This window comes from Flavobacterium sp. GW823-FHT06G12 (genome assembly GCF_058794775.1).
The window spans coordinates 1-22,319 of sequence record NZ_JBXAHE010000008.1; the positions used below are offsets into that span (position 1 = coordinate 1).

23 protein-coding genes and 1 tRNA gene are annotated in these 22,319 nt (G+C 31.5%); 14 read left to right on the top strand and 10 right to left on the bottom strand.

From position 1 onward, the window contains the following. Position 1 precedes the first annotated feature (1 nt). Positions 2-74: transfer RNA gene (locus AC1Q5Z_RS23085), tRNA-Lys, on the bottom strand. A gap of 126 nt (positions 75-200) precedes the next feature. Here AC1Q5Z_RS23085 and AC1Q5Z_RS23090 point away from each other — a divergent pair. Further along, complete coding sequence (locus AC1Q5Z_RS23090; RefSeq protein ID WP_343589509.1) at positions 201-719, top strand: shikimate kinase; 519 nt, start codon at positions 201-203, stop codon at positions 717-719. On the opposite strand, the gene AC1Q5Z_RS23095 is transcribed toward AC1Q5Z_RS23090, so the two are convergent. Together AC1Q5Z_RS23095 and AC1Q5Z_RS23100 are read right to left on the bottom strand one after the other, a co-directional pair. Then, positions 711-1,211: a phosphoribosyltransferase domain-containing protein gene (locus tag AC1Q5Z_RS23095; RefSeq protein WP_492447061.1), complete on the bottom strand. Its 501-nt coding sequence runs from the start codon at positions 1,209-1,211 to the stop codon at positions 711-713. The genes AC1Q5Z_RS23090 and AC1Q5Z_RS23095 overlap by 9 nt on opposite strands. Positions 1,212-1,273: 62 nt before the next feature. After that, positions 1,274-1,672: an RNA-binding S4 domain-containing protein gene (locus tag AC1Q5Z_RS23100; RefSeq protein ID WP_286966681.1), complete on the bottom strand. Its 399-nt coding sequence runs from the start codon at positions 1,670-1,672 to the stop codon at positions 1,274-1,276. A 79-nt stretch (positions 1,673-1,751) separates the two neighbouring features. Between AC1Q5Z_RS23100 and bamM the strand changes: the two genes are divergently transcribed. Together bamM and AC1Q5Z_RS23110 are read left to right on the top strand one after the other, a co-directional pair. Continuing rightward, on the top strand, positions 1,752-2,924 hold the full coding sequence (gene bamM / locus AC1Q5Z_RS23105) for a BamM family beta-barrel-assembly machinery protein (protein ID WP_492447063.1): 1,173 nt from the start codon (positions 1,752-1,754) through the stop codon (positions 2,922-2,924). A gap of 240 nt (positions 2,925-3,164) precedes the next feature. Continuing rightward, positions 3,165-4,106, top strand: a complete 942-nt coding sequence (locus tag AC1Q5Z_RS23110) for a hypothetical protein (protein WP_492447065.1) — start codon at positions 3,165-3,167, stop codon at positions 4,104-4,106. Positions 4,107-4,185: 79 nt separating this feature from the next. On the opposite strand, the gene AC1Q5Z_RS23115 is transcribed toward AC1Q5Z_RS23110, so the two are convergent. Together AC1Q5Z_RS23115 and AC1Q5Z_RS23120 are read right to left on the bottom strand one after the other, a co-directional pair. Next, on the bottom strand, positions 4,186-5,139 hold the full coding sequence (locus AC1Q5Z_RS23115) for a transketolase family protein (RefSeq protein ID WP_111285966.1): 954 nt from the start codon (positions 5,137-5,139) through the stop codon (positions 4,186-4,188). A gap of 73 nt (positions 5,140-5,212) precedes the next feature. Next, positions 5,213-6,061 (bottom strand): transketolase, encoded by an 849-nt coding sequence (locus AC1Q5Z_RS23120; RefSeq protein ID WP_095931688.1) that lies wholly within the window; start codon positions 6,059-6,061, stop codon positions 5,213-5,215. A 452-nt stretch (positions 6,062-6,513) separates the two neighbouring features. On the opposite strand from AC1Q5Z_RS23120, the gene AC1Q5Z_RS23125 reads away from it, so the two are divergent. Both AC1Q5Z_RS23125 and AC1Q5Z_RS23130 read left to right on the top strand, forming a co-directional pair. Then, positions 6,514-7,227: a glycosyltransferase family 2 protein gene (locus AC1Q5Z_RS23125; RefSeq protein WP_343589520.1), complete on the top strand. Its 714-nt coding sequence runs from the start codon at positions 6,514-6,516 to the stop codon at positions 7,225-7,227. Then, entirely contained in the window at positions 7,224-8,636 is a 1,413-nt protein-coding gene (locus AC1Q5Z_RS23130; protein WP_492447068.1) for a hypothetical protein, read from the top strand. The genes AC1Q5Z_RS23125 and AC1Q5Z_RS23130 overlap by 4 nt, the downstream gene beginning before the upstream one ends. A gap of 55 nt (positions 8,637-8,691) precedes the next feature. On the opposite strand, the gene AC1Q5Z_RS23135 is transcribed toward AC1Q5Z_RS23130, so the two are convergent. Beyond that, positions 8,692-8,991: a hypothetical protein gene (locus tag AC1Q5Z_RS23135; RefSeq protein WP_198858147.1), complete on the bottom strand. Its 300-nt coding sequence runs from the start codon at positions 8,989-8,991 to the stop codon at positions 8,692-8,694. 119 nt (positions 8,992-9,110) lie between these two features. After that, positions 9,111-9,989, bottom strand: coding sequence for a polysaccharide deacetylase family protein (locus AC1Q5Z_RS23140; protein WP_492447070.1), 879 nt, complete (start codon positions 9,987-9,989; stop codon positions 9,111-9,113). 223 nt (positions 9,990-10,212) lie between these two features. On the opposite strand from AC1Q5Z_RS23140, the gene tgt reads away from it, so the two are divergent. From tgt to AC1Q5Z_RS23185, 9 genes are all read left to right on the top strand, one after another. After that, on the top strand, positions 10,213-11,343 hold the full coding sequence (tgt, locus tag AC1Q5Z_RS23145; protein WP_026727521.1) for a tRNA guanosine(34) transglycosylase Tgt: 1,131 nt from the start codon (positions 10,213-10,215) through the stop codon (positions 11,341-11,343). A 67-nt stretch (positions 11,344-11,410) separates the two neighbouring features. After that, a complete protein-coding gene (locus AC1Q5Z_RS23150) occupies positions 11,411-12,499 on the top strand; it encodes an LptF/LptG family permease (protein WP_343589527.1) in 1,089 nt (362 codons plus the stop codon). Next, on the top strand, positions 12,486-13,376 hold the full coding sequence (locus AC1Q5Z_RS23155) for a DMT family transporter (protein WP_343589529.1): 891 nt from the start codon (positions 12,486-12,488) through the stop codon (positions 13,374-13,376). The genes AC1Q5Z_RS23150 and AC1Q5Z_RS23155 overlap by 14 nt, the downstream gene beginning before the upstream one ends. 112 nt (positions 13,377-13,488) lie before the next feature. Then, complete coding sequence (locus AC1Q5Z_RS23160; RefSeq protein WP_198858143.1) at positions 13,489-14,442, top strand: acetyl-CoA carboxylase carboxyltransferase subunit alpha; 954 nt, start codon at positions 13,489-13,491, stop codon at positions 14,440-14,442. Positions 14,443-14,582: 140 nt separating this feature from the next. Next, positions 14,583-16,127 carry a replicative DNA helicase gene (gene dnaB, locus AC1Q5Z_RS23165; RefSeq protein ID WP_198858142.1) on the top strand — a complete coding sequence of 515 codons (1,545 nt, stop codon included), beginning with the start codon at positions 14,583-14,585 and terminating at the stop codon, positions 16,125-16,127. A 135-nt stretch (positions 16,128-16,262) separates the two neighbouring features. After that, positions 16,263-16,613: a hypothetical protein gene (locus tag AC1Q5Z_RS23170; RefSeq protein WP_198858141.1), complete on the top strand. Its 351-nt coding sequence runs from the start codon at positions 16,263-16,265 to the stop codon at positions 16,611-16,613. A 672-nt stretch (positions 16,614-17,285) separates the two neighbouring features. Further along, positions 17,286-18,077 (top strand): sensor histidine kinase, encoded by a 792-nt coding sequence (locus tag AC1Q5Z_RS23175; RefSeq protein WP_198858140.1) that lies wholly within the window; start codon positions 17,286-17,288, stop codon positions 18,075-18,077. 115 nt (positions 18,078-18,192) lie between these two features. Next, complete coding sequence (locus AC1Q5Z_RS23180; RefSeq protein WP_278020611.1) at positions 18,193-18,858, top strand: response regulator transcription factor; 666 nt, start codon at positions 18,193-18,195, stop codon at positions 18,856-18,858. 348 nt (positions 18,859-19,206) lie between these two features. Next, complete coding sequence (locus tag AC1Q5Z_RS23185) at positions 19,207-20,466, top strand: asparagine synthetase B (RefSeq protein WP_198858138.1); 1,260 nt, start codon at positions 19,207-19,209, stop codon at positions 20,464-20,466. Here AC1Q5Z_RS23185 and AC1Q5Z_RS23190 read toward each other — a convergent pair whose 3' ends face one another. From AC1Q5Z_RS23190 to AC1Q5Z_RS23200, 3 genes are all read right to left on the bottom strand, one after another. Beyond that, positions 20,467-21,270 carry an endonuclease/exonuclease/phosphatase family protein gene (locus tag AC1Q5Z_RS23190; RefSeq protein ID WP_343589534.1) on the bottom strand — a complete coding sequence of 268 codons (804 nt, stop codon included), beginning with the start codon at positions 21,268-21,270 and terminating at the stop codon, positions 20,467-20,469. A gap of 68 nt (positions 21,271-21,338) precedes the next feature. Next, positions 21,339-21,572, bottom strand: a complete 234-nt coding sequence (locus AC1Q5Z_RS23195; RefSeq protein ID WP_492447074.1) for a hypothetical protein — start codon at positions 21,570-21,572, stop codon at positions 21,339-21,341. Positions 21,573-21,650: 78 nt separating this feature from the next. Further along, positions 21,651-22,319, bottom strand: coding sequence for a DNA-binding transcriptional response regulator (locus AC1Q5Z_RS23200; RefSeq protein ID WP_198858136.1), 669 nt, complete (start codon positions 22,317-22,319; stop codon positions 21,651-21,653).

The window sequence follows — 22,319 nt, forward strand, 5'->3', positions numbered from 1 at the left end:
GTGACCCGACTGGGGCTCGAACCCAGGACCCCATCATTAAAAGTGATGTGCTCTACCGACTGAGCTATCGAGTCATTTAATTTCTTGAATGCGGGTGCAAATATAAGGAGTTTTTTTTGAAGTTTCCAAGCTATTTTATCATAAATTTGTCTTTTTTTTAGAAAAATTCTCAAATGCTTAGTTTATAAGGTTTTATTAATATGAAAAAAATTGTGTTGTTAGGTTATATGGGCTGCGGAAAGTCTACTATTGCCCAAAATTTGTCAAAAATTACAAATATTCCGTTCTTAGATTTAGATAAATGCATCGAAGAAAGAGCAAATTTATCCATAAATGAGATTTTTGAGAAGCATGGAGAAGTGCATTTTCGAAAATTAGAGCACCAAATGTTCGTCGAATTGCTAGAATCTTCAGATAATAATATTATAGGTCTTGGAGGAGGTACTCCATGTTATGCTAATAATCATGAATTGCTAAAAGGAGACGATGTTACTTCTGTATATTTAAAAGCATCAATTGATACCTTATATAATAGATTGGTGCATAACAAAAGCAAACGCCCTTTGATTGCTAATATGAATGAGGAAGAAATGAAAGAGTTTATCGCGAAACATTTATTCGACAGAAGTTATTATTACAATCAAGCAAAACATAAAGTTTCAGTTGATGATAAATCTGTCGAAGAAACGGTTCAGGATATTTTAGAAATATTAGCTTAAAGAAGCATAATCGCCATTTTCTGAATTGAAAACTACTTGAACATGCTCTAATAAAGAAGTTGAAAGCGAGATTCCTTTAAAATCTGCTTTTACTGGATATTTTTTATGATTTCTATCAACAAGTACTGCTGTTTTGAATTTTTTAAGCGGAACGTCTAAGAAATGGCGAACAGCATAGATTAATGTGGTTCCTGAGTTTAAGACATCATCAGCCAGAACTAATCCTTTATTTTTGTATTCTTCAGTGCTTAATGAAGTTTGTATCGCTTCTTGCGGATTTTGTTTGTTTATTTTTACTTCGCAGATTGAGACCTTTAGGGTAGAGATGCTGCTAAGCGCCGAAGCAACTTTTTCGGCAAAAACAAATCCGTTAGAAGCAATTCCTGCAATAACAACTTCTTCTTCGTCTACAAAAGTCTCGTAAATTTGATAAGCGATACGTTTTATTTTATGTTCGATTTCTTGATTAGTTAAGATTATATTGCTGCTCATGATATATTTTTTTGCTAATGTACAAATTTATTGAAAGTCCTATTTTTTATTGCAATTACTATTTAAAGATCGTCATGGTCTTCATCATCTTCATGAACATCATCTCCATAATCATCAATGTCTCTTCGGTCTTTTTTAGTTGGACGTCCGGCACCAGTTCTTCTAGAATGTTCTTTAGATAGTTTTAGCATCTCTAAATGGGCAAAAGCTTCTGGTGGAGTTTCGTTTTTTTGATAAAGATCTACCAATTTTGCGCCAACTCGATTTTGCGGAATATCTAAAACCGTTATAATTTGTGTAATTTGATCTTTTCTAAAGGTGATTCTGTCTGTAGGAAAAACTTCTTTTGAAGGTTTCGCAACTTGCCCATTTACAGTGATCTGATTCTTTTTGCAAGCTTCAGTAACCATGTTTCTGGTCTTGTAATAACGAACGCACCACAAGTATTTATCTATTCTCATAATTTTTCTAAAATCCAAGTTAAATTCTTTACAAAAATAAATCAATATTGTATCTTGCGCACCTAAAAAAATGATAATAATGAATAAATTTAAATATTATTTTGTTTTGTTGCTTGCTGGCCTTGCCATCGTTTCTTGTAATAAAAATGATGACGATAATGTAGTGGTTGTTCCTTTGAGGGATTATGCAGAGCAGTATAAAGCAGATAATGATTCTATTGAAAAATTTTTAAAGACTAATTATATTGTTGTAGATAAAACAACTTTTGATGTTAAAATAGAAAAAATTCCAGCTGGAGGAACTCAAGTTTCGATTTGGGACCAGAAAGAGTATCCTTTGCAAACTAGACCTGTTTATAGTCATGATGTAAATTATAAAGTTTATTATTTATCTTTAAATAAAGGTGTTGGAGACAGGCCATGTAACTTTGATGCTGTTAAGGTTGCTTATGTCGGAACACTTTTAGATAATACTCAATTTGATAGTTCCTATGGGTTAGCTGTTGATTTAGATTTGAATATTTACGCAGCAAGACACGCAATAGACGGTTGGGGAGAGATAATACCTCAATTTAACGTTGGAACTAAAAATCCAACAGCAGATGATGGGACTATTTCCTATGATGGTTATGGTGCTGGGGTAATGTTCTTGCCATCAGGATTAGGTTATTATGCTGATGCGCAAGTGGGTATCCCTTCGTATTCTCCTGTAGTATTTAGTTTTAAGTTATTTGCTTTAAAACGATCTGATCTTGAGTACAGCTCTTCTTCACAAGCTACAGTAGGTGATGGTGTTCCATCTTATTTAGAAGATATTAATGGTGATGGATATTTATATGACCAAAGAGATACGGACAGATATCCTAATTTGCCAAAAGAGTTAATAGACGATACAGATGGAGACGGAATTCCTGATTTCATGGATTTTGATGATGATGGGGATGGTTACACGACGAGATTTGAAATTTCAAAACCTAGTGATCAGATTGGTTGGGGAACATTAAATGGAGAGCCTTTTAATTATGGTATCAGTTTGTACTATCCTTACAATCCAGTACCAGATAATCCTGATACTCCAAATATAGACGAAACAGAAATTTGGGCTATTCCAAGAAGACCAACTGGAGCACTTACAGACCCAACTAAGCCTGAGTCTATAACAAATCCTCGTAAGTTTGTTCCTGAGGATTATACAGCACCAGGACGTTTGAGAATTCATCTTGATAAAACATATCCTTATCAGAAAAATTAAAATAAGATTTACATAAAAAAAAGACCTCGAAATCAATATTTCGAGGTCTTTTTTTTTTATGTAATATCCAAAGCTGTATAGATTTGTTGCAATTGATGATATGTTAAAGTTTTTTTCTTAGGCATTGTTTATTAGTTAGTTATGTTTATTGTAAGAATTATTATTATGTTTTACGGAATCACGTAAGGAATTTATTTCTTTTGATTTTAATTTTGAAAGAATAATATTAAAATTTACAAAATGAAAAAATTAATTGCATTATTTTTAGGGCTTACTATTTTGTCATGTAGTAGCGAAGATCAGGTAAATCAAGATGTTGCTTCTTCAAAAGAAACTTCAGCTTCAGTTTTAGATGGTAAAATGTTATCATTTAAAAATGAAGAGTCTTTTATTAAAGAATACTCAGATCTTGCTTTACTAGATAGTAAAGGCCTTCAGGATTGGATTACTTCGAAAGGAGTAAATTCATTATCAAAAGTTTCTGATGAATCAACTGCTATGGAAGAAGATGTTCTTTCAGAAACAAGAATTATTTATTCAGATGCATTAGAAGCAGTTCTAAATACTGAATCAAAAGTTAAAATTGGTGGTAAGGTATTGTGGCTTAATGAGCGTGATTTCTATCTTCTATCAGAGAATGAAATTAATAAGAGTCCAAAGGAACTTATTAGTATTAAAGAAAATTTAGTAGTTTATGGTCAATTATTAAGTGTTTCGAAATCTACTAAAGATTTAACAAGTAGATATGTTATTCCGAACGAAAATAGAATTAAAACATTTGTTACAGACGAAGGTAGTTTTAATGTGCCAGGAATGAGATATAGACATGTATTAGACTTGTATAATGAGACAGTTCTTTTAAATAATGTTGTTTATTCAAGTAAAATGTTTTTAAGATCATTAATGCAATATCGTTCATGTTCAACTTGGAGATGTACATGGAAAACAGAAACAACTCCTATGCAAGTAGATGGTAGCAATATAGCTGCAAATTCTTTGTTTTGGAGTGCATCATTAGTTATGGATAGTTCGGTGTCTGGAAGTAAAACGTTTCTATTGGCTACTTGGACTCCAAAAGCACCATATAGTGAGCAAGCTTGGTATCAAAACTTTGAAGTTTCAGGAAATTTCAAGATTTATGTTGTAAATGCTTGGCATGAAATTCCTCTTTCTTGGTATTAAAAGCTAAGATAGTTGATTAAAATAAAAAGCCTCGAAATGTAAATTTCGAGGCTCTTTTATAAAGTAAGAAAACGTAAAATTATTTTCTTTTGATTACTCTTTCTACAGCTTCAACAATCGCTTGATTGTTTAATTTGTATTTTTCCATCAATTGTTCTGGTGTTCCAGATTCTCCAAAACTATCTTTAACCGCTACAAATTCTTGTGGAGTTGGATTGTTTAAAGCTAATACTCCAGAAACACTTTCTCCAAGACCTCCAAGATAATTGTGTTCTTCTGCAGTAACAACACATTTAGTTTTAGCAACAGATTTTAGAATAGCTTCTTCATCAAGAGGCTTAATTGTATGGATGTTGATTACTTCTGCAGAAATTCCTTTTGCTTCAAGAGCTTCAGCAGCGATAAGCGCTTCCCAAACTAAGTGTCCTGTTGCGATAATAGTAACGTCTGTTCCTTCGTTTAACATAATTGCTTTTCCGATTACGAAAGGCTCGTCAGCAGGAGTGAAGTTTGCTACAACTGGACGTCCGAAACGTAAATAAGCTGGGCCGTGATGATCTGCTAATGCCAAAGTTGCAGCTTTAGTTTGGTTGTAATCGCAAGTATTGATTACAGTCATTCCTGGCAACATTTTCATTAAACCAATATCTTCTAAGATTTGGTGAGTTGCTCCGTCTTCTCCTAAAGTTAAACCAGCGTGAGAAGCACAGATTTTTACGTTTTTATCTGAGTAAGCAACAGATTGACGAATTTGGTCATAAACTCTACCTGTAGAGAAGTTAGCAAAAGTTCCAGTAAAAGGAATTTTTCCTCCAATTGTTAAACCTGCAGCGATTCCAATCATGTTAGCTTCAGCGATTCCGATTTGGAAAAAACGCTCTGGGTGATTTTTTTTGAATTCATCAAATTTTAATGATCCAATTAAATCAGCACATAATGCAACAACATTTTCGTTTTTTTGACCTAATTCAGTCATTCCCGCTCCAAAACCAGAACGAGTATCTTTACTTCCTGTATTTTCGTATTTTTTCATTTTGTTTTTTGCTATACGCAATAGGCTGTAGGCAATAGGCTTAAAGCTTAATGCTTACTGCTTAAAGCATTTTTTAATAATCTGCTAAAGTTGAAATGTTTTGAGCTAAAGCACTAGCCAATTGGTCGTTGTTTGGTGCTTTACCATGCCAAGCGTGAGTGTGCATCATGAAATCTACACCATTACCCATTTCTGTATGTAATAAAATACAAACTGGTTTTCCTTTTCCTGTTCTTGATTTAGCGTCAGTTAAACCAGCAATGATAGCATCGATGCTGTTTCCTTCTTTAATTTCTAAAACATCCCAGTCAAAAGCTTCAAATTTAGCGCGAATGCTTCCCATTGGCAAAACTTCGTCAGTTGTTCCGTCAATTTGTTTTCCGTTTAAGTCGATAGTTGCAATAATGTTGTCTACTTTCTTAGCAGATGCATACATGATAGCCTCCCAGTTTTGACCTTCTTGCAATTCTCCGTCTCCGTGTAAACTATATACAATATGATTGTCTTTGTTTAATTTTTTAGCTTGAGCTGCTCCAAGAGCTACAGATAAACCTTGTCCTAATGAACCAGACGCAATACGAACTCCAGGTAAACCTTCGTGTGTTGTTGGGTGTCCTTGTAAACGAGAATCTAATAATCTGAATGTAGCTAATTCTGAAACTGGAAAATATCCGCTGCGTGCTAAAACGCTATAGAATACAGGTGAGATGTGTCCGTTTGAAAGGAAAAATAAATCTTCTCCAATTCCGTCCATGTCAAAACCTTCTTTGCGGTCCATTATATTTTGATATAGTGTAACCAAAAATTCAGTACAACCTAAAGAACCACCTGGGTGTCCAGAGTTTACAGCATGTACCATTCTAAGAATATCTCTTCTTACTTGGATCGTTAAATCGCTTAATTGTTGTGTGTTAGGCTTCATTTTATATGTAAAAGTTAAACTGAAGCAAAAGTAGGCGTTATTTTGTGTGCAGACAAATGATTTTTTGCTTTAGTTTTATTACAATTGTTAAATTTTGCTATTTTTTTTATGTTATGAAAAAAAATATAACGCATGTTTTTGCTTTTTGTTTTTTTTAAGTGTGTTTTTTACGGTTAAGAAAATGTTTTGCTTGATGAAGCGATTTAATGCAATTAAATAAAGAAAAACTTGCTACGGAATTTCTTAGAATTTATTGATTTTTGATATATATGTTGTTAGTTTATTAAATCTTAAATAAATCTTAAAAAAGAATCTAGAGCGTGTCATAAAACAATTATATTTGCCCAAATTTTTTAAAAAGAAGATCTTTTATTTAGGAGGAAAAACTTTTGCCTGATAATGATTTTTAGATAGAAAATCTAATGCAACAAATACCATATAGAAACTAAAAAATGAGCCAAAAACTATCAATCATTATACCTGCTTATAATGAAGAAAAAACCATAAGTTTTATATTAGACAAAATTAAAAAAGTTGAATTAATAGAAAATATTAGAAAAGAGATTATAATTGTAGATGATTGTTCTTCAGATAATTCTTTAAAAGCATTTAATGAATATAAAGCAGCAAATAGTGAATTGGATATTGTAATTTTAACGCATTCTATAAATAAAGGGAAAGGAGCTGCTCTTCATTCTGGAATAAGTAAGGCAACAGGAGATATATTAATAATTCAAGATGCCGATTTAGAATATGATCCTGCTGAATATAATATATTGCTGAGACCAATTGTAGAGGGTTATGCCGATGTAGTATATGGAAGCAGATTTATGGGAGGTAAGCCTCATAGAATATTGTTTTTTTGGCATAGTATAGGGAACAAGTTTTTGACATTTTTGAGTAATATGTTCACTAATCTTAACCTTACTGATATGGAAACCTGCTATAAAATGTTTAAAACCGAGATTATTCAAAATGTAAAACTTCACGAAAAGAGATTTGGTTTTGAACCTGAGGTTACTGCAAAAATTTCTAAAATTAAAGGTATCAGGATTTATGAGGTTGGGATTAGTTATTATGGAAGAACATTTGAAGAAGGAAAAAAAATAAGTTGGAAAGATGGCTTTAGAGCTATTTATTGTATACTTAAATACGCAATTAGATGAAAAAGGTTTGTTTGTTTCTTTTAATTTCAGGTATAATACTAAGATTTATAATTCAGTTTATTTTTCCTGCTTTTAATGGTGATGAAATTTCATTGGGAAACAATATTAAGAACTCAGGTTTTGTAGAATTACTTTATCCATTAGATTCTTTTCAATCTGCGCCACCTTTATATTTATGGATTCAAAGGTTTATTGTTCAGACTTTTCCATTTAGTTTTTGGATAAATATTAAAATCTTAAGTTTTATCTTTTCAATAAGTGGTTTAGTATTGTTTTATGTATTTATAAAAAGAAATAAGTTTAATCCAATATTTTTATTGTTGTTTATTGTGTTGATTTTCAATCCGTTTATTGTTAATAATTCATTGACAGTAAAACAATATACTATTGATTTAACGGGAAGTATCTGTTTATTGGTATATTTTCAATCGGAGAAATTTAAGAAGTACAATTGGATTTTCTTTTTGATTTGGAGTTTGATGTCAAATATTGGTTTGTTTGCTTGCTGTGGATATTTGATTTATAATTTATTCAAATCGAACTCATTCAACAATTTTGGCTTGTTTTTGAAATTTATAAAAAATAATATACTTACGATTCTTGTCCCTATTCCATATGTTGTTTATTTTTTATGGTTCATGAAGCAAAAAGGAGCGGCAGAATTAAAGTCTTATATGGTTCAATATTGGAGCGATACATTTATACCACTTAATAGCTCAATTTTTAAATATTTGATTTTTACTATTCACGGTTTGTGGACTTCTATCTTTAATGCTTTTGAAATTTGGGGAGTTTTTATGATGCTTCTTATTGTTCCTTTTTTTATTTTCTATAGAAAGCAATCATTATTTAAAGAAGAAATTTTGTTGCTTTTTTGCGTTGTTTTAGTGCATTTAATATTGAATGTTTTTCAAATGTATCCTTTCTCAGATAGGCTATACCTTTACATTGCTCCTTTTTTTATTTTGATTTTGGGATCATCTCTCAACACTCTTTCAGGTTTTGCGATTATCAAAAAACATTTTCAAAAAATATATATAGTCATTTCGATTAGTACATTGTTTTTGTATGTTTTATATATGCCTTCAAATGATAATAATGTATATCTGTTGTATAAAAAGCTAAATAATTTAGAAGCTAATCAAGTTTATGTGACGGGAAAATCTCTTGAGACAATAAATTCTTTCGATAAATTTACAGATAACAAATTTACTACCAGTAAAAAGATTTTACTCCTTGACACCGAATTAGATAAGTCAAGTTATGTAGTTTCTAGAGTGAGTAAAAAACTCAAGTTTAACTCAACGAGCCCTCCTGAATCTGAAATTCAAAATCTAATAAAATCTAACAGAATCAAAAGAATTGATTGGGTAAATGGATACGATATTTATGAAATTAAGAATAAATAAAAACAAAAAAAGTCCTCAAATGAGGGCTTTTTTTATATCTCATAAATAAGCAATTTTACTCAGTATCACCTTCGCTATAATAATTGTTCTCTTCATCTTCTGAGCCAATTTCTTCTTGTTCATCATCTAATTCAGCTCCGGGAATATCCAAATCATTTCCAAGTTTGTCGCTGTTTTGTTTCCATTCGTTGTCGTTTTGAGTAATGGTTTTGTCAGTCGAAATATTTTCTGGATCTATATTTTCTGACTTGTCTTCGCGATTGTAAATATCCTCACTTGCTGGATAATTTAGATTTTCCAGATTTCTTTCTATCTCATTTTCTTTTGCTGCATTTTTATCTTCTGAATTTATCATAATGTCAATATTAAATATTATTAAACAGATATTTGTATACTATAAAGTTATGAAATCTATGGTTTCAATACTTATATTTTTAAAATCAGTATGTTATAATATTTGCATAAAAAATCAGCTTATTTTTTAAATGGAAGATGCTCCAATTGCCCAATTTCTTTCCATGTAATTAATTGAATATTATTCTCTTTTAGTTTTGCTTTGCATTCATCACTAGTAAAAAAATCGAAATCTATTTGACGCCATTCTGAACCAAAATTTGGATGATTTATTGTGATGCCTTGCATTTCAAAATCATCAAACGCAGGATGAAGAAGGAAAACATTTAATCCAGAAATTGCGCTGTCTAAAGCTTTTTCATAAGATTTTTTGAGTTCTCCTTTTTCAAAGTCAACATAATATCCAATTAAAAGTTTATCAGCCAAAAGCGTATTATCAAAATTATATTTTTCATTAGATAGAGAAATTGATTCTACAAAGTCTTTATTAATAAAAACAGGTAAATTGTATGTTTTTCCTAGCTCTTTGTAGATTTCTAAAATTTCAGGGGTAACGCCGACACTGCACATATGCGAGTCGAGATGTGTAGGTTGAATGCCAAATTGCAAAGCTCTTTCGATTTGTGCGGTAAGCTCCTTTTTAATTTCAGCTGGTTTTGCTTTGTTTTTAAAATCTTGTCGAGTTTTATAAAAATAACCATTTCGATCTACTAAACTTGAAACTTCGGAAACCGGAAGAATCGGGCCAAATTTATAATTCTCCCATTCGCAAGTGAGAGTTAAATGAATTCCGCAGTCATAATTCGGATTGTTTTTAGCAAAAGTGGCCATCTCAAAAAAACACGGACACGGCACCATTATGCTATAAGAATTAACAAATCCGTTTTGGAGTGTTTTTATAGTTGCCTGATTTTCGGAATGTGATAGTCCTGCATCATCGGCGTGAATGATTAATAGTTTGGTGTTTTCAGGATATCCGAGTTTTTGTGCTAAGTTCATTTTGAATTTTTATTGTTGTGAATATGCTGAGTGAGAACTTCGACTTCGCTTAGTATGGAAGCTCTGCATTTCATTTTTAATAGATTTTATTCAAATTTAAAAATTTCTGAAGTTTAGGTTTTATGTTGTTTTTGAATTAACTCAATTTTATAATTCACAATTTTTCTAATTAATTAAATTTCCCTGAAATTAGCTTATCTTTGCCGACTGAAAAAAGAAACAAATGAAGTTCGATTTATTACAAAAAGATCCGCAGTCTAAAGCAAGAGCGGGAAGTATAACTACTGATCACGGCGTAATTGAAACGCCTATTTTTATGCCAGTTGGAACGGTTGCATCTGTAAAAGGTGTGCATCAGCGTGAGCTTAAAGAAGAAATAAATCCGGATATTATTCTTGGAAATACATACCATTTATATTTACGCCCACAAACCGAAATTTTAGAAAAAGCGGGAGGATTGCATAAATTCATGAACTGGGATCGTAATATTTTGACTGATTCTGGAGGATATCAAGTATATTCTCTTTCTTCAAACAGAAAAATTAAAGAAGAAGGAGTGAAGTTCAAATCGCATATTGACGGTTCCTACCACTTTTTTACTCCAGAAAATGTAATGGAAATTCAGCGTACAATTGGAGCTGATATTATTATGGCTTTTGACGAATGTACACCTTATCCTTGTGATTATCGTTACGCGCAACGTTCTATGCACATGACACACCGTTGGTTAGACAGGTGTATCAATCATTTAGAAAAAGTGCCATATAAATATGGTTACGAACAAACGTTTTTCCCAATTGTTCAAGGAAGTACTTATAAAGATTTGCGTCGCCAGTCAGCTGAATATATTGCTAACGCTGGACAGCAAGGAAATGCAATTGGTGGACTTTCTGTAGGTGAACCAGCAGAAGAAATGTACGCTATGACTGAGGTAGTTTGCGAAATTCTTCCAGAAGATAAACCTCGTTATTTAATGGGAGTTGGAACTCCAATTAATATTTTAGAAAATATTGCGTTAGGGATTGATATGTTCGACTGTGTTATGCCAACACGTAATGCAAGAAACGGAATGTTGTTTACAGCAAACGGAACAATTAACATCAAGAATAAAAAATGGGAAGCTGATTTTTCTCCAATTGATGAAATGGGACATACTTTTGTAGATACAGAATATTCTAAAGCTTATTTGCGTCATTTATTTGCTGCCAACGAATATCTTGGAAAACAAATTGCAACCATTCATAATCTTGGTTTTTATATGTGGTTGGTTCGTGAAGCCAGAAAACATATCTTAGCCGGAGATTTTAGACCATGGAAAGAAATGATGGTTAAAAATATGAGCCAAAGACTTTAAAATATGTTTATTTGTTTAATCGTTTTTTCGGTTAAACGATTAAACAAATAATCGATTAAACTTTGTTATGTTAACAATAATAGATAAATACATTTTAAAAAGATACCTCGGAACTTTTTCTGTGATGCTTCTTTTATTTGCGCCAATCGGAATCGTAATTGACGTTTCTGAAAAGGTAAATAAAATGCTCGAAAACAAGATTCCGTTTGGAGATATTGCTTTCTATTATTACAATTTTACGATTTACTTTATTAATTCGCTGTTTCCGATATTTTTGTTTTTATCCGTAATCTGGTTTACTTCAAAGCTGGCAAACAATACAGAAATTATCGCGATTTTAAGTTCTGGAATTTCATTTACGCGTTTTTTACGCCCTTATATTATAGGTGCAACTATAGTTTCTCTTTTTGTATTGTTAATGGGATTTTTTATTGTTCCAGCAGCAAGTGAAGGTTATAATAATTTTAGATATACGTATCTAAAAGGAAACGGAAAAGCCGAAATGCGTGGCGAAAACACCAATGTTTACAGGCAAATTAATGACCACGATTTTATCTTTGTAAATAGTTTTAATGAAGAGTCTAAAACGGCTTTTAATTTTTCTTTGGAACATTTTGAAAAAGAAAAACTAACCTATAAAATTACTGCAAGCCGTATTAAATGGGATCCTAAAAAGAAGGTTTACGTTTTATACGATTATACTAAGAGAACCGTAGGAGAATTAAATGATGTAATCGAAAAAGCTCCAGAAAAAAATGTTGCTTTTAAATTTGAATTGGCCGATTTAACACCTGTTGTTTATATCGCAGAAACATTGCCTTTGGGTAAGCTAATTGATTTTATTGAGAAAGAAAGAAAAAGAGGTTCAGGAAACATAAATACCTATTTGGTTGTTCTTTATAAAAAATACAGTATTCCCGTTTCAGCATTTATTTTGACGATTATTGCCGTTTCTGTTTCTTCTATGAAACGTCGTGGCGGAATGGGAATGAACCTTGCAATTGGTATAGCAATTGCATTTTCTTTCGTATTCTTTGATAAAATCTTTGGTACACTTGCCGAAAAATCTACATTCTCACCTTTATTGGCTGTTTGGTTCCCGAATATTGTTTTCGGAATTTTAGCAGTTTACTTATTACGTAATGCGAAACGATAATTTAAAAAGTTATTTAAATCTTCACTTAATTGTTTTTATCTGGGGTTTTACTGCCATTTTGGGCGCTTTAATTACAATTGATGCCGAAAATTTGGTTTGGTATAGAATGCTTATCGCTATGGTTTTTCTTGGCGGATTTATAGCTTTTAAAAAACAGTCTTTTCAAGTTCCTGTCAAAGAATTTTTTAAATTGATTTTTGTTGGTTTATTAATTGCATTGCACTGGATTTTCTTTTTTAAAGCAATCCATGTTTCCAATGTTTCAATTACACTTTCTATATTTTCTCTGGGAGCATTTTTTGCTTCTTTATTAGAGCCGTTATTCTATGGTAGAAAAGTCCTTTGGTACGAAGTTTTCTTCGGACTAATCATTATTGCAGGATTAGGGCTGATTCTTCAAGTAGAAATAAAATATCTTACGGGAGTTTACTATGCCTTGGCAGCAATCATTTTAGGGGTTTTGTTTACCTTGATGAATGGGAAGCTAATTTCAGATCATGAGCCTTCTGTAATTACTTTTTATGAGTTTGGTGCAGGAGTTTTCTTTATAACGATTTATTTTTTATTTCGAGGAAAATTTACAGCAGATTTCTTCAAAATGTCTTTAAATAATTGGGTTTTGTTATTGATTTTGGCTTCAATTTGTACGGCTTATGCCTTTACTGCATCGGTAAAAGTAATGCAGCGATTGACGCCATATACAGTAATGTTAACCACTAATTTAGAGCCAGTTTACGGAATCGTTTTGGCGTATTTTATCCTAGGAGGAAAAGAAAAAATGAGTGTTGAATTTTACGTAGGAGCGGTTATAATTATCATAACAGTTATTCTAAACGGTGTTTTTAAACATTATCAGAACAAGAAAGAAAACTTGTAATAGTTTACTTATTTTTAATTTGCATTTTTATACTTTAAATAACAATTAACTTCGCCAATGATATAATATTTTTATATTTGCGGTTCGATTTACAAACAAAATTCAAAAATCCATGGAATATTTAGATTTTGAGCTTCCAATTAAAGAACTTGAAGAACAGTTAGAAAAGTGCGTTATTATTGGAAAAGAATCTGACGTTGACGTAACGCCAACGTGCAAGGAAATCAACAAGAAATTAGAGGAGACCAAGAAAGATATATACAAAAACCTTACTGCTTGGCAGAGGGTACAATTGTCAAGACACCCAAACAGACCTTATACTTTAGATTACATCAAAGCAATCTGCGGAGATACTTTCTTAGAACTTCATGGAGATAGAGGCTTTAAAGATGATAAAGCTATGGTTGGTGGTTTAGGTAAAATAAACGGACAATCGTTTATGATTATCGGTCAGCAAAAAGGATATAATACTAAAACACGTCAATACCGTAATTTTGGTATGGCTAATCCAGAGGGATACCGTAAAGCACTTCGTTTGATGAAAATGGCAGAGAAATTCGGAATTCCAGTTCTTACTTTAGTAGATACTCCTGGTGCATATCCAGGACTTGAAGCAGAAGAAAGAGGACAAGGAGAAGCTATTGCTAGAAATATCTTCGAAATGGTTCGTTTACAAGTGCCAATTATCACAATTATTGTTGGTGAAGGTGCTTCTGGAGGAGCTTTAGGAATTGGTGTTGGAGATCGTGTTTACATGTTAGAAAACACTTGGTACTCTGTAATTTCTCCAGAATCTTGCTCTTCTATTTTATGGAAAAGCTGGGAGTACAAAGAGCGTGCAGCAGAAGCTTTAAAACTGACTTCTTCTGACATGAAAAAACAAAAATTAGTTGATGATGTAATCCCAGAACCACTAGGCGGAGCGCACTATGACCGTGAAACAACTTTTAAAACGGTTGCAGAATACATCACTAAAGGATATAATGAATTAAAAGACTTATCAACAGCCGACTTAATTGCCCAAAGAATGGACAAATACAGTAATATGGGCGAGTATAAAGAGTAAATTCATACAAAGAGACTTAAAATCCGAAGCCTTACAGTTTCGGATTTTTTTTTGGTTATGAACAAATCAGAATTATTTATAAACAATTATTAGTTATAACTAGATAGCAGATTTTTTTTAAATTTTGCTACTTTCGCTATATGGAAAATTTCAAAAACTTAAACCCTGTTAAGGTCGACAAAACCACAATTATCAACTTAGAAAAAGGAAAGTTGCCACCGCAAGCTCTTGACTTAGAAGAGGCTGTGCTTGGTGCGATGATGATTGATAAAAAAGGGGTAGATGATGTAATTGATATTTTGCAAGCCGAAGCTTTTTACAAAGACGCACACAAACATATTTTTGAAGCGATTTTACAACTTTTTACCGAAACGCAGCCAATTGATATCTTAACCGTTTCGACTCAGTTAAAGAAAAACGGAAAGCTAGATTTGGCAGGTGGAGATTTTTATTTGATTCAGCTTACGCAGAAAATTGCTTCATCGGCGCATATCGAATTTCACTCACGTATCATTCTTCAGAAATTTATTCAAAGAAGTTTAATTAGAATTTCTTCAGAAATTATCGAAGCATCATATGATGAAAGTGCTGACGTTTTTGATTTATTGGATCAAGCTGAATCTAAATTATACGAAGTTACACAAGGAAATATCAAGCGTAGTTCTGAAACCGCACAGAGTTTAGTTTTACAAGCTAAAAAGAAAATTGAGGAAATTTCTAAAAAAGAAGGATTAAGTGGTGTAGAAACTGGTTTTCATAATTTAGATAAGCTAACTTCTGGATGGCAGCCGAGTGATTTAATTATTATCGCGGCGAGACCAGCAATGGGAAAAACGGCATTTGTACTTTCTATGGCCAGAAATATTGCGATCCAATATGGACATGGAGTGGCTTTGTTTTCTCTAGAGATGGCATCTGTTCAGTTAATTACGAGGCTTATTTCTTCTGAAACAGGTTTGTCTTCAGAAAAATTACGTACAGGTAAATTAGAGGCTCACGAATGGACAATGTTGAGTACAAAAGTGAAAGATTTAGAGAAAGCACCTTTGTTTATTGATGACACACCTTCGCTTTCTATTTTCGATTTAAGAGCAAAGTGCCGTCGTTTAGCATCGCAACATGGTATTAAAATTATCATTATAGATTATTTGCAGTTGATGACTGCAGGAGGAAATGCTAAAGGAGGAGGAAATCGTGAGCAGGAAATTTCGACAATTTCTCGAAACTTAAAAGCTTTGGCAAAAGAACTTAACGTTCCTGTTATTGCACTTTCTCAGTTATCGCGTGCCGTTGAAACGCGTGGTTCTAGTAAAAGACCGTTACTTTCGGATCTTCGTGAATCTGGAGCGATTGAGCAAGATGCTGATATCGTTTCGTTTTTATACCGACCAGAATATTACAAAATTGAAGAATGGGATGATGAAGAAGCTTCTCCAACTGCTGGCCAAGCTGAAATTATGATCGCAAAACACCGTAATGGTGGTATTGAGAACATTCGTTTGAAATTTTTAGGACACTTAGGAAAATTTGATAATCTTGATGATTTTTCAGGTAATTATGATGATTTGCCGTCAAAAATGAATCATGATGATAATTCATTTATTACTAATAACTTGCCTTCGGCTAATGAAGCTTTCGGAAGTAATTTAAATGATGACGATGATGATAGCGATGTTCCGTTTTAATAAAACAAAAAGCCTTATTATTAAGGCTTTTTTTATGTTTTTATGTTAATTGTAGAATAAAAATCAGTAGTTTAGCTAAACCAATTATAAACTATTATTTTTTTTAATTATTAACCAATTAACAAATTTTAAATTATGAATGAAGAAACTTTTCCAGGACCTATTCAGATTCCTGTAGCTACTGCAAACGAGTGGGAGCAAAGATATCAAGATGATCAAAGCGTTGAAGATGCTAAGAAAAAAGTAAAAGCTTTCTTAGTACCAAGAGAAAGTTTGAAAAAAGTACTTGAGCTTGACACAGATGCTGTTTGGGCTTATATTGGAATTAACGATCAAAAAGAAAAAACATTACTTTTCGTAGGAGCCCAATATGATGAGAAAACTGGTAAATACATAAATGTTTATGGTAAAGCCGACGGATTAGGTGGCGACGAAGCTGCTGAAGAAGTAGTTTACGATGGTTCACGTCCAAGCCCTCCTTTTTAATTTTTGATAGTAAAAAAATGATTGATTTTTTAATATATTCAGGTTATTTGATTTTATTAATTGATCTAGTACTATATTCAATTAGCTTTTTCCGCAAGGAAAAAGCTAATGTTTTTTTTGTTTCTTACTTGGCATTTATATTTTTAATACAAATTTCAATGGAAATATTGTATTCGCTAAAAATGAATAACTTGTTTTTGGTCAATAGTTTTTTTATTGGTCAAATGATATTACTGGGTTTATTTTACAATTCGATTCTACATATTAAAATTCAAAAGCAATTTGTAAAAATTAGCCTTTTTCTTGCTCTGCTTGTACTGACAATACAATTTATTAAGACGCCACAAGAATTTTTAAAATTTAATTTGTTTGAAATTACTTTGACATCGTTGCTAATAGTTGTTTTTGCATTGATACATTTCTACAATATGCTCACAGAAAACAAGACCTATTATTATGTAAATATGGGTATAATGTTATACTTGCTTTCAAGTACAGTATTGTACATTATAGGTAATTTAACGTCGGTCTTAAATAATGATCTAAAATATTTGAGTTGGCAGTTAAATGCATTTTTGAATATTATTTATTATCTGTTTATTTTGTATGAATGGAAAGTTAGTTTTTCAAAAAAAGGTTTACAAAACTAATTTGTATTATTAAACGTAGATTATGAACTCCAATTCAATCCCCGAAAAAGAATTAGTTGCTATAATATTATATATCTCTCTGTTTTTTATAATTGTTGCAGTCGCATTAATAATATTCTTTTACTTTTCTAGAAAAAAAATAATTCAGAAAGAATTAGAGAAAATAGATTTAATACTTCGATATCAAAAAGAACAGCTACATGCTATTATTGTTACACAAGAGGAAGAACGCAAAAGAATTGCGCAAGATCTTCATGATGATATTAGTTCAAAATTAAACATTGTTTCCTTAAACAGTCATTTGCTTACAGCTCCAAACCTTACAGAGGCTGAAACAGCTGAAATTACAGAAAATATAATCGCTTTAACAACAAAAGCATTAGATAATTCTAGAAAAATTGCGCATAATTTATTGCCACCAGTTTTTGAAAAATTTGGTTTAAATGCTGGTATCGAGGAATTGTGTGAAGAATTTGAATCTAGTAAATCTGTCAAAACATATTATAAAAATGAAATTGATTTTGATGAGAAAGAAATAGACAGACATTTACATATTTTTAGAATCCTACAAGAATTAATGAATAATTCGATTCGTCATGGAAAAGCATCTGAGATATGGATTTCTTTTGCCACTAAAGATGGAGTAAATATTTGTGACTATAAAGATAACGGAGTTGGTTTTGATAGTTCGAATGCCGAAAATCAAAAAGGTTTAGGAATGAAAAATATCGATAGCCGAATATCATTTTTGCAAGGAACAATTGAAATTAACTCTGAAATTAATAACGGTATTGTTGTAAATTTTACATTTTAGGTCAAATTATGTGTTTTATGAAGCTTTTTGGTCAATAAAATAGGGTATTTAGACTTTTTCTAATTCATATTTTGTAATTTCGATAAACCAAAATAAACGACCAAAAACAAATAAGATGAATCCTGCTATTAAAATTGCTCTAGTCGATGATGAAATTTTGTTTCGAAAAGGAATTTCTTTTTTATTGCAAAGAGAAGAAAATATTGACGTTATTTTTGAGGCTTCAAATGGTGACGAGTTAATTTCTCAATTAAATGAAAGAGAAATTAAACCAGATATAATAATAATGGACTTAAAGATGCCAATCTTAAACGGTGTCGAAGCCACAAAAATTATTAGAAAACTATTTCCCGACATTAAGATCATTGCATTGACTAGTTACGATACCAAATCGTTTATTGCCAATATGATTCAAGTTGGAGCTGTAGCATACTTAATTAAAAATACTACTCCAAAAGATTTGATTCTTACAATCAATGAGGTCGCAAAAAAAGGATTCTATTATAACGAAAATGTCTTAAAAACAATTCAAGATACAATAGTTTCTCCTAAAAATGCCAGAGGCGGTTTAGAAACGAATTTCCTTTCACCTCGTGAAATTGAAATTCTGCAATTAATCTGCCAGCAGAAAACTACTGCAGAAATTGCAGAACATCTTTTTTTAAGTCCAAGAACAATCGAAGGACACAGAAACAATTTATTGCTTAAAACAGAATCGCGAAATATTGCCGGTTTGGTTGTCTACGCTATTCAAAATGATTTGGCAGTTTTAACAATTTAAAATATTATGCTGTCAAAAACTGAATTGACAGCACATAATATAATATGATTGTTATTACAAGAACACATAGTCCTATTTTCTGAATTATATTCAGACCCTTTTGCTGGTTATTACTTTCATTAAACTTCATAGTTGGTTTTTTTTTACAGCGATTAGTTTTATGAACCTGGGATAGCAAATGTATAGAGAATATTCTTCCAAATTATAGGTGTTTTTACCTGTTTTTTTATTGTTTGAAAATCAATTTTCTTCAAGCTTTTTTATTTAACATTCTATATTCAACAGAAAAGATTCTAAGTGTTCTTTTTTTGCTGATGGCTTTTATATCTTTACTAAAATAATTTTCTGATGAATAAGACTTTATTCTACTTTTTTATACTATTGATTACATTTAATGCTAAAGCTTCGTTTATCTTACTTCCGATGGACGAATCGACGCAGCAAAATCATTTAAAAGCATACGGAATTACTTATTGGTGTTTAAGCAGAGATTATAAAGCGAGCTGGCTTTTAAATTATCGCGGTGGTTCTTTTTTACTTCCTGATGCTGATGAAATTAGAAAAGAATGTAAAATACGAGGAGTAAGTTTTGAAGTAATTTCAGATAGCGAACAAGCTTCTATTTTAAATGAAATTTCGAGCCCTTCTCAAAATATGGAATCTGTGATTTTAGAAAAAGCACCTAAAATTGCCGTTTATACTCCAAAAGGAAAACAACCTTGGGATGATGCCGTAACGCTAGTTCTAACTTACGCCGAAATTCCTTTTACCCCAATTTATGATGAAGAAGTTTTAAGTGATCAATTATTAATGTACGATTGGCTTCATTTGCATCATGAAGATTTTACCGGACAATATGGAAAATTTTATGCCGCTTACAAAAATACGCCTTGGTACATCGATCAAAAGAGAGATGCCGAAGCTTTGGCAGCAAAACTAGGATACGCAAAAGTATCTCAGGAAAAAGGAGCAGTTGCTAAAAAAATTAGAGATTTTGTAATTGGAGGTGGTTTTATGTTTGCCATGTGTTCTGCGACAGATAGTTTTGATATTGCACTTGCTGCAGATGGAGTAGATATTTGCGAAGCTATGTTTGACGGAGATCCTAGTGAATCTAATTATCAGTCAAAATTAAATTATAATAATTCTTTTGCTTTTAAAAATTTTACTTTAGAAAGAAGACCAGAAGTATATGAGTTTTCGGATATTGATATGACGACGAAAAGGCGAATACCAATGGATAAGGATTATTTTACTTTAATGGAATTTTCTGCAAAATGGGATCCTATTCCGAGTATGTTATGCCAAAATCATACACAATTGGTAAAAGGTTTTATGGGACAAACGACTTCATTTGATACTTCATTAATAAAATCGAACATCTTAATTATGGGAACTTGCGAGTTAAATGGCGAGTCAAGATATATTCATGGAGAAAAAGGCAAAGGAATGTTTACTTTTTTTGGAGGACATGATCCAGAAGATTTTCAGCATCAGGTTGGCGATCCACCAACGGTTTTAGATTTACATCCGAATTCGCCTGGATATAGATTGATTTTGAACAATGTTTTATTTCCTGCTGCAAGAAAAAAGAAACTTAAAACATAATTAATTTAAAGAAAACTCAACCCAGATCGGAATATGGTCTGATATTTTCTTTGCACTTTGTAAAGAATCAAAATCTTCGTAAAATTTAATGATTCCAGAATTGTTTACTTTTAGATTCAATGTCTTATAAAAGATATTGTCAAATTTTGAAGCAAGACAAATATTGTTTTTGCATTTATGTTTTAAAGTTGTTTTTTGATTTTTTAATACAGAATCATATCCCATTTTTTTCAACGGATTAAAAACAGAATGTTTTTCAGGACAATTAAAGTCACCTAAGAAAACAAGATTTAAATCAGGATATTCGTTTGGTAAAAATTTAAAATATTTAATTTCGGTTTCGGGCTGTTTATTTTTAGTTATTGCGTGAAAATTGACAAGAGTGATTGTCTTTTTGTTAATTTCAAACGTGGCAAAATAGGGCTCCCGGTCAATTTCTACGCTAAATTTTTTCTCTAACCAAGGTTTGTTTTTCAATTTGGCTTTGTGAGTTTTCCAAATAAAGGCGTACCGCTCGGTTTTATAACTGCTACTAGAAGTAGGATCACTTATTTTGTAGTCCCATTTGCTTCCTTTTTGGTTGAGTATTGTTGCAAGTTTTGCTACAGTTTGTGCACCTCCATTTCCAGCTACAACTTCTTGAATTGCAATTATATCATAAGTAGATATTGTTTTGGCAATATATTCTAGATGAATATCAGATTTCGATTTTCCAAAGTTTTCTATATTCCATGATAGGACTTTGGTTTGTGCAAAAGATAAAAATGTAAATAATAGTAAGACAAGGCAGAGAATTCTTTTCATGAAAAAATTTAACGGGACTAAGATTAAAACCTCTCTTCCTGCAATAATTAAGCCTATCTTAAAATAAATTAGTGCTTTTTGTATCTATTTTTTAAGGCAGTACCAATAATTATAATTTGTAAAACTAACAATGCTGGAATAAAAATCATTTTCCAGTCAATTTCCAACCAGCCCGTTTTTTCAGAAACAAAGGCAAAGCTTATCGATAAAAAAAGGCAAAGTAACATTGTTTTCATAACTATTTTATTTTGTGTAGTATTAATTCTAGAGAATACAATACTCGCTTTACTTTTTGGTTTCATGGTAGGTTAATAGATTATCACAAATTTAGCAGTATAAACAGTGTAATCCTTACGGGAATCCGTAAAGCGCAATAAAAATTACACCAGTCCGAAATCTTTTGCAATTGCAATTAAATGCACATTATTATTGGCCTTAAAGTAAATTTTTAGTTTGTTGATTCTTTTTTCGATACTGCTTGTTCCGTTAGGAGTGATAGATGAATCTTTGAACTCTCTAGAAATACTTTCTAATATATATCCTTGAGATAAAAGTTTTAAAATAGAAATATCATATGATTCAATTTCAATTAAAGATTTGTCATTAAAATTGAATGACAAATCTGAAGAAAGTATTTTTTCTTCATTGTTAAATGTACTTTCAATAGCATTTCTTAATTCGGCAATACTGTTTCTACCTTTAGTGACATAGGCATTAATACCCAATTCATTAAAAAGATTTTTTATTCTGTAGCTTTTGTCTTCTATAGAAAAAACAATCTTTTTAAGTTTTGGCTGTACTTTGTTTATTGCTTCAATAAGTTCATCTCCGCTGGTTAAATCTACTTTTCTATGATCAGATTTAAAAGATAAATCTGTAATCAATAAATCGTAAGGTTCTTTATCAGCCAATGCCTTTTTTACTTTAAGTAAGCCTTCATCACAATATTTAACATGATGAATTACAGGAACTTGTAACTCTTCAAGAACTTGAACAACTGCGATACTGATACTGTCTAGATCTTCGGCAACTAAAACTTTTTTAAACAT

What these genes read in the sequence shown, in the direction of transcription:
- AC1Q5Z_RS23090 (WP_343589509.1), top strand. Translation starts at nt 201, where the DNA reads ATGAAAAAAATTGTGTTGTTAGGTTATATGGGCTGCGGAAAGTCTACT.
- AC1Q5Z_RS23095 (WP_492447061.1), bottom strand. Translation starts at nt 1,211, where the DNA reads ATGAGCAGCAATATAATCTTAACTAATCAAGAAATCGAACATAAAATA.
- AC1Q5Z_RS23100 (WP_286966681.1), bottom strand. Translation starts at nt 1,672, where the DNA reads ATGAGAATAGATAAATACTTGTGGTGCGTTCGTTATTACAAGACCAGA.
- bamM (WP_492447063.1), top strand. Translation starts at nt 1,752, where the DNA reads ATGAATAAATTTAAATATTATTTTGTTTTGTTGCTTGCTGGCCTTGCC.
- AC1Q5Z_RS23110 (WP_492447065.1), top strand. Translation starts at nt 3,165, where the DNA reads ATGAAAAAATTAATTGCATTATTTTTAGGGCTTACTATTTTGTCATGT.
- AC1Q5Z_RS23115 (WP_111285966.1), bottom strand. Translation starts at nt 5,139, where the DNA reads ATGAAAAAATACGAAAATACAGGAAGTAAAGATACTCGTTCTGGTTTT.
- AC1Q5Z_RS23120 (WP_095931688.1), bottom strand. Translation starts at nt 6,061, where the DNA reads ATGAAGCCTAACACACAACAATTAAGCGATTTAACGATCCAAGTAAGA.
- AC1Q5Z_RS23125 (WP_343589520.1), top strand. Translation starts at nt 6,514, where the DNA reads ATGAGCCAAAAACTATCAATCATTATACCTGCTTATAATGAAGAAAAA.
- AC1Q5Z_RS23130 (WP_492447068.1), top strand. Translation starts at nt 7,224, where the DNA reads ATGAAAAAGGTTTGTTTGTTTCTTTTAATTTCAGGTATAATACTAAGA.
- AC1Q5Z_RS23135 (WP_198858147.1), bottom strand. Translation starts at nt 8,991, where the DNA reads ATGATAAATTCAGAAGATAAAAATGCAGCAAAAGAAAATGAGATAGAA.
- AC1Q5Z_RS23140 (WP_492447070.1), bottom strand. Translation starts at nt 9,989, where the DNA reads ATGAACTTAGCACAAAAACTCGGATATCCTGAAAACACCAAACTATTA.
- tgt (WP_026727521.1), top strand. Translation starts at nt 10,213, where the DNA reads ATGAAGTTCGATTTATTACAAAAAGATCCGCAGTCTAAAGCAAGAGCG.
- AC1Q5Z_RS23150 (WP_343589527.1), top strand. Translation starts at nt 11,411, where the DNA reads ATGTTAACAATAATAGATAAATACATTTTAAAAAGATACCTCGGAACT.
- AC1Q5Z_RS23155 (WP_343589529.1), top strand. Translation starts at nt 12,486, where the DNA reads ATGCGAAACGATAATTTAAAAAGTTATTTAAATCTTCACTTAATTGTT.
- AC1Q5Z_RS23160 (WP_198858143.1), top strand. Translation starts at nt 13,489, where the DNA reads ATGGAATATTTAGATTTTGAGCTTCCAATTAAAGAACTTGAAGAACAG.
- dnaB (WP_198858142.1), top strand. Translation starts at nt 14,583, where the DNA reads ATGGAAAATTTCAAAAACTTAAACCCTGTTAAGGTCGACAAAACCACA.
- AC1Q5Z_RS23170 (WP_198858141.1), top strand. Translation starts at nt 16,263, where the DNA reads ATGAATGAAGAAACTTTTCCAGGACCTATTCAGATTCCTGTAGCTACT.
- AC1Q5Z_RS23175 (WP_198858140.1), top strand. Translation starts at nt 17,286, where the DNA reads ATGAACTCCAATTCAATCCCCGAAAAAGAATTAGTTGCTATAATATTA.
- AC1Q5Z_RS23180 (WP_278020611.1), top strand. Translation starts at nt 18,193, where the DNA reads ATGAATCCTGCTATTAAAATTGCTCTAGTCGATGATGAAATTTTGTTT.
- AC1Q5Z_RS23185 (WP_198858138.1), top strand. Translation starts at nt 19,207, where the DNA reads ATGAATAAGACTTTATTCTACTTTTTTATACTATTGATTACATTTAAT.
- AC1Q5Z_RS23190 (WP_343589534.1), bottom strand. Translation starts at nt 21,270, where the DNA reads ATGAAAAGAATTCTCTGCCTTGTCTTACTATTATTTACATTTTTATCT.
- AC1Q5Z_RS23195 (WP_492447074.1), bottom strand. Translation starts at nt 21,572, where the DNA reads ATGAAACCAAAAAGTAAAGCGAGTATTGTATTCTCTAGAATTAATACT.
- AC1Q5Z_RS23200 (WP_198858136.1), bottom strand. Translation starts at nt 22,319, where the DNA reads ATGTTTAAAAAAGTTTTAGTTGCCGAAGATCTAGACAGTATCAGTATC.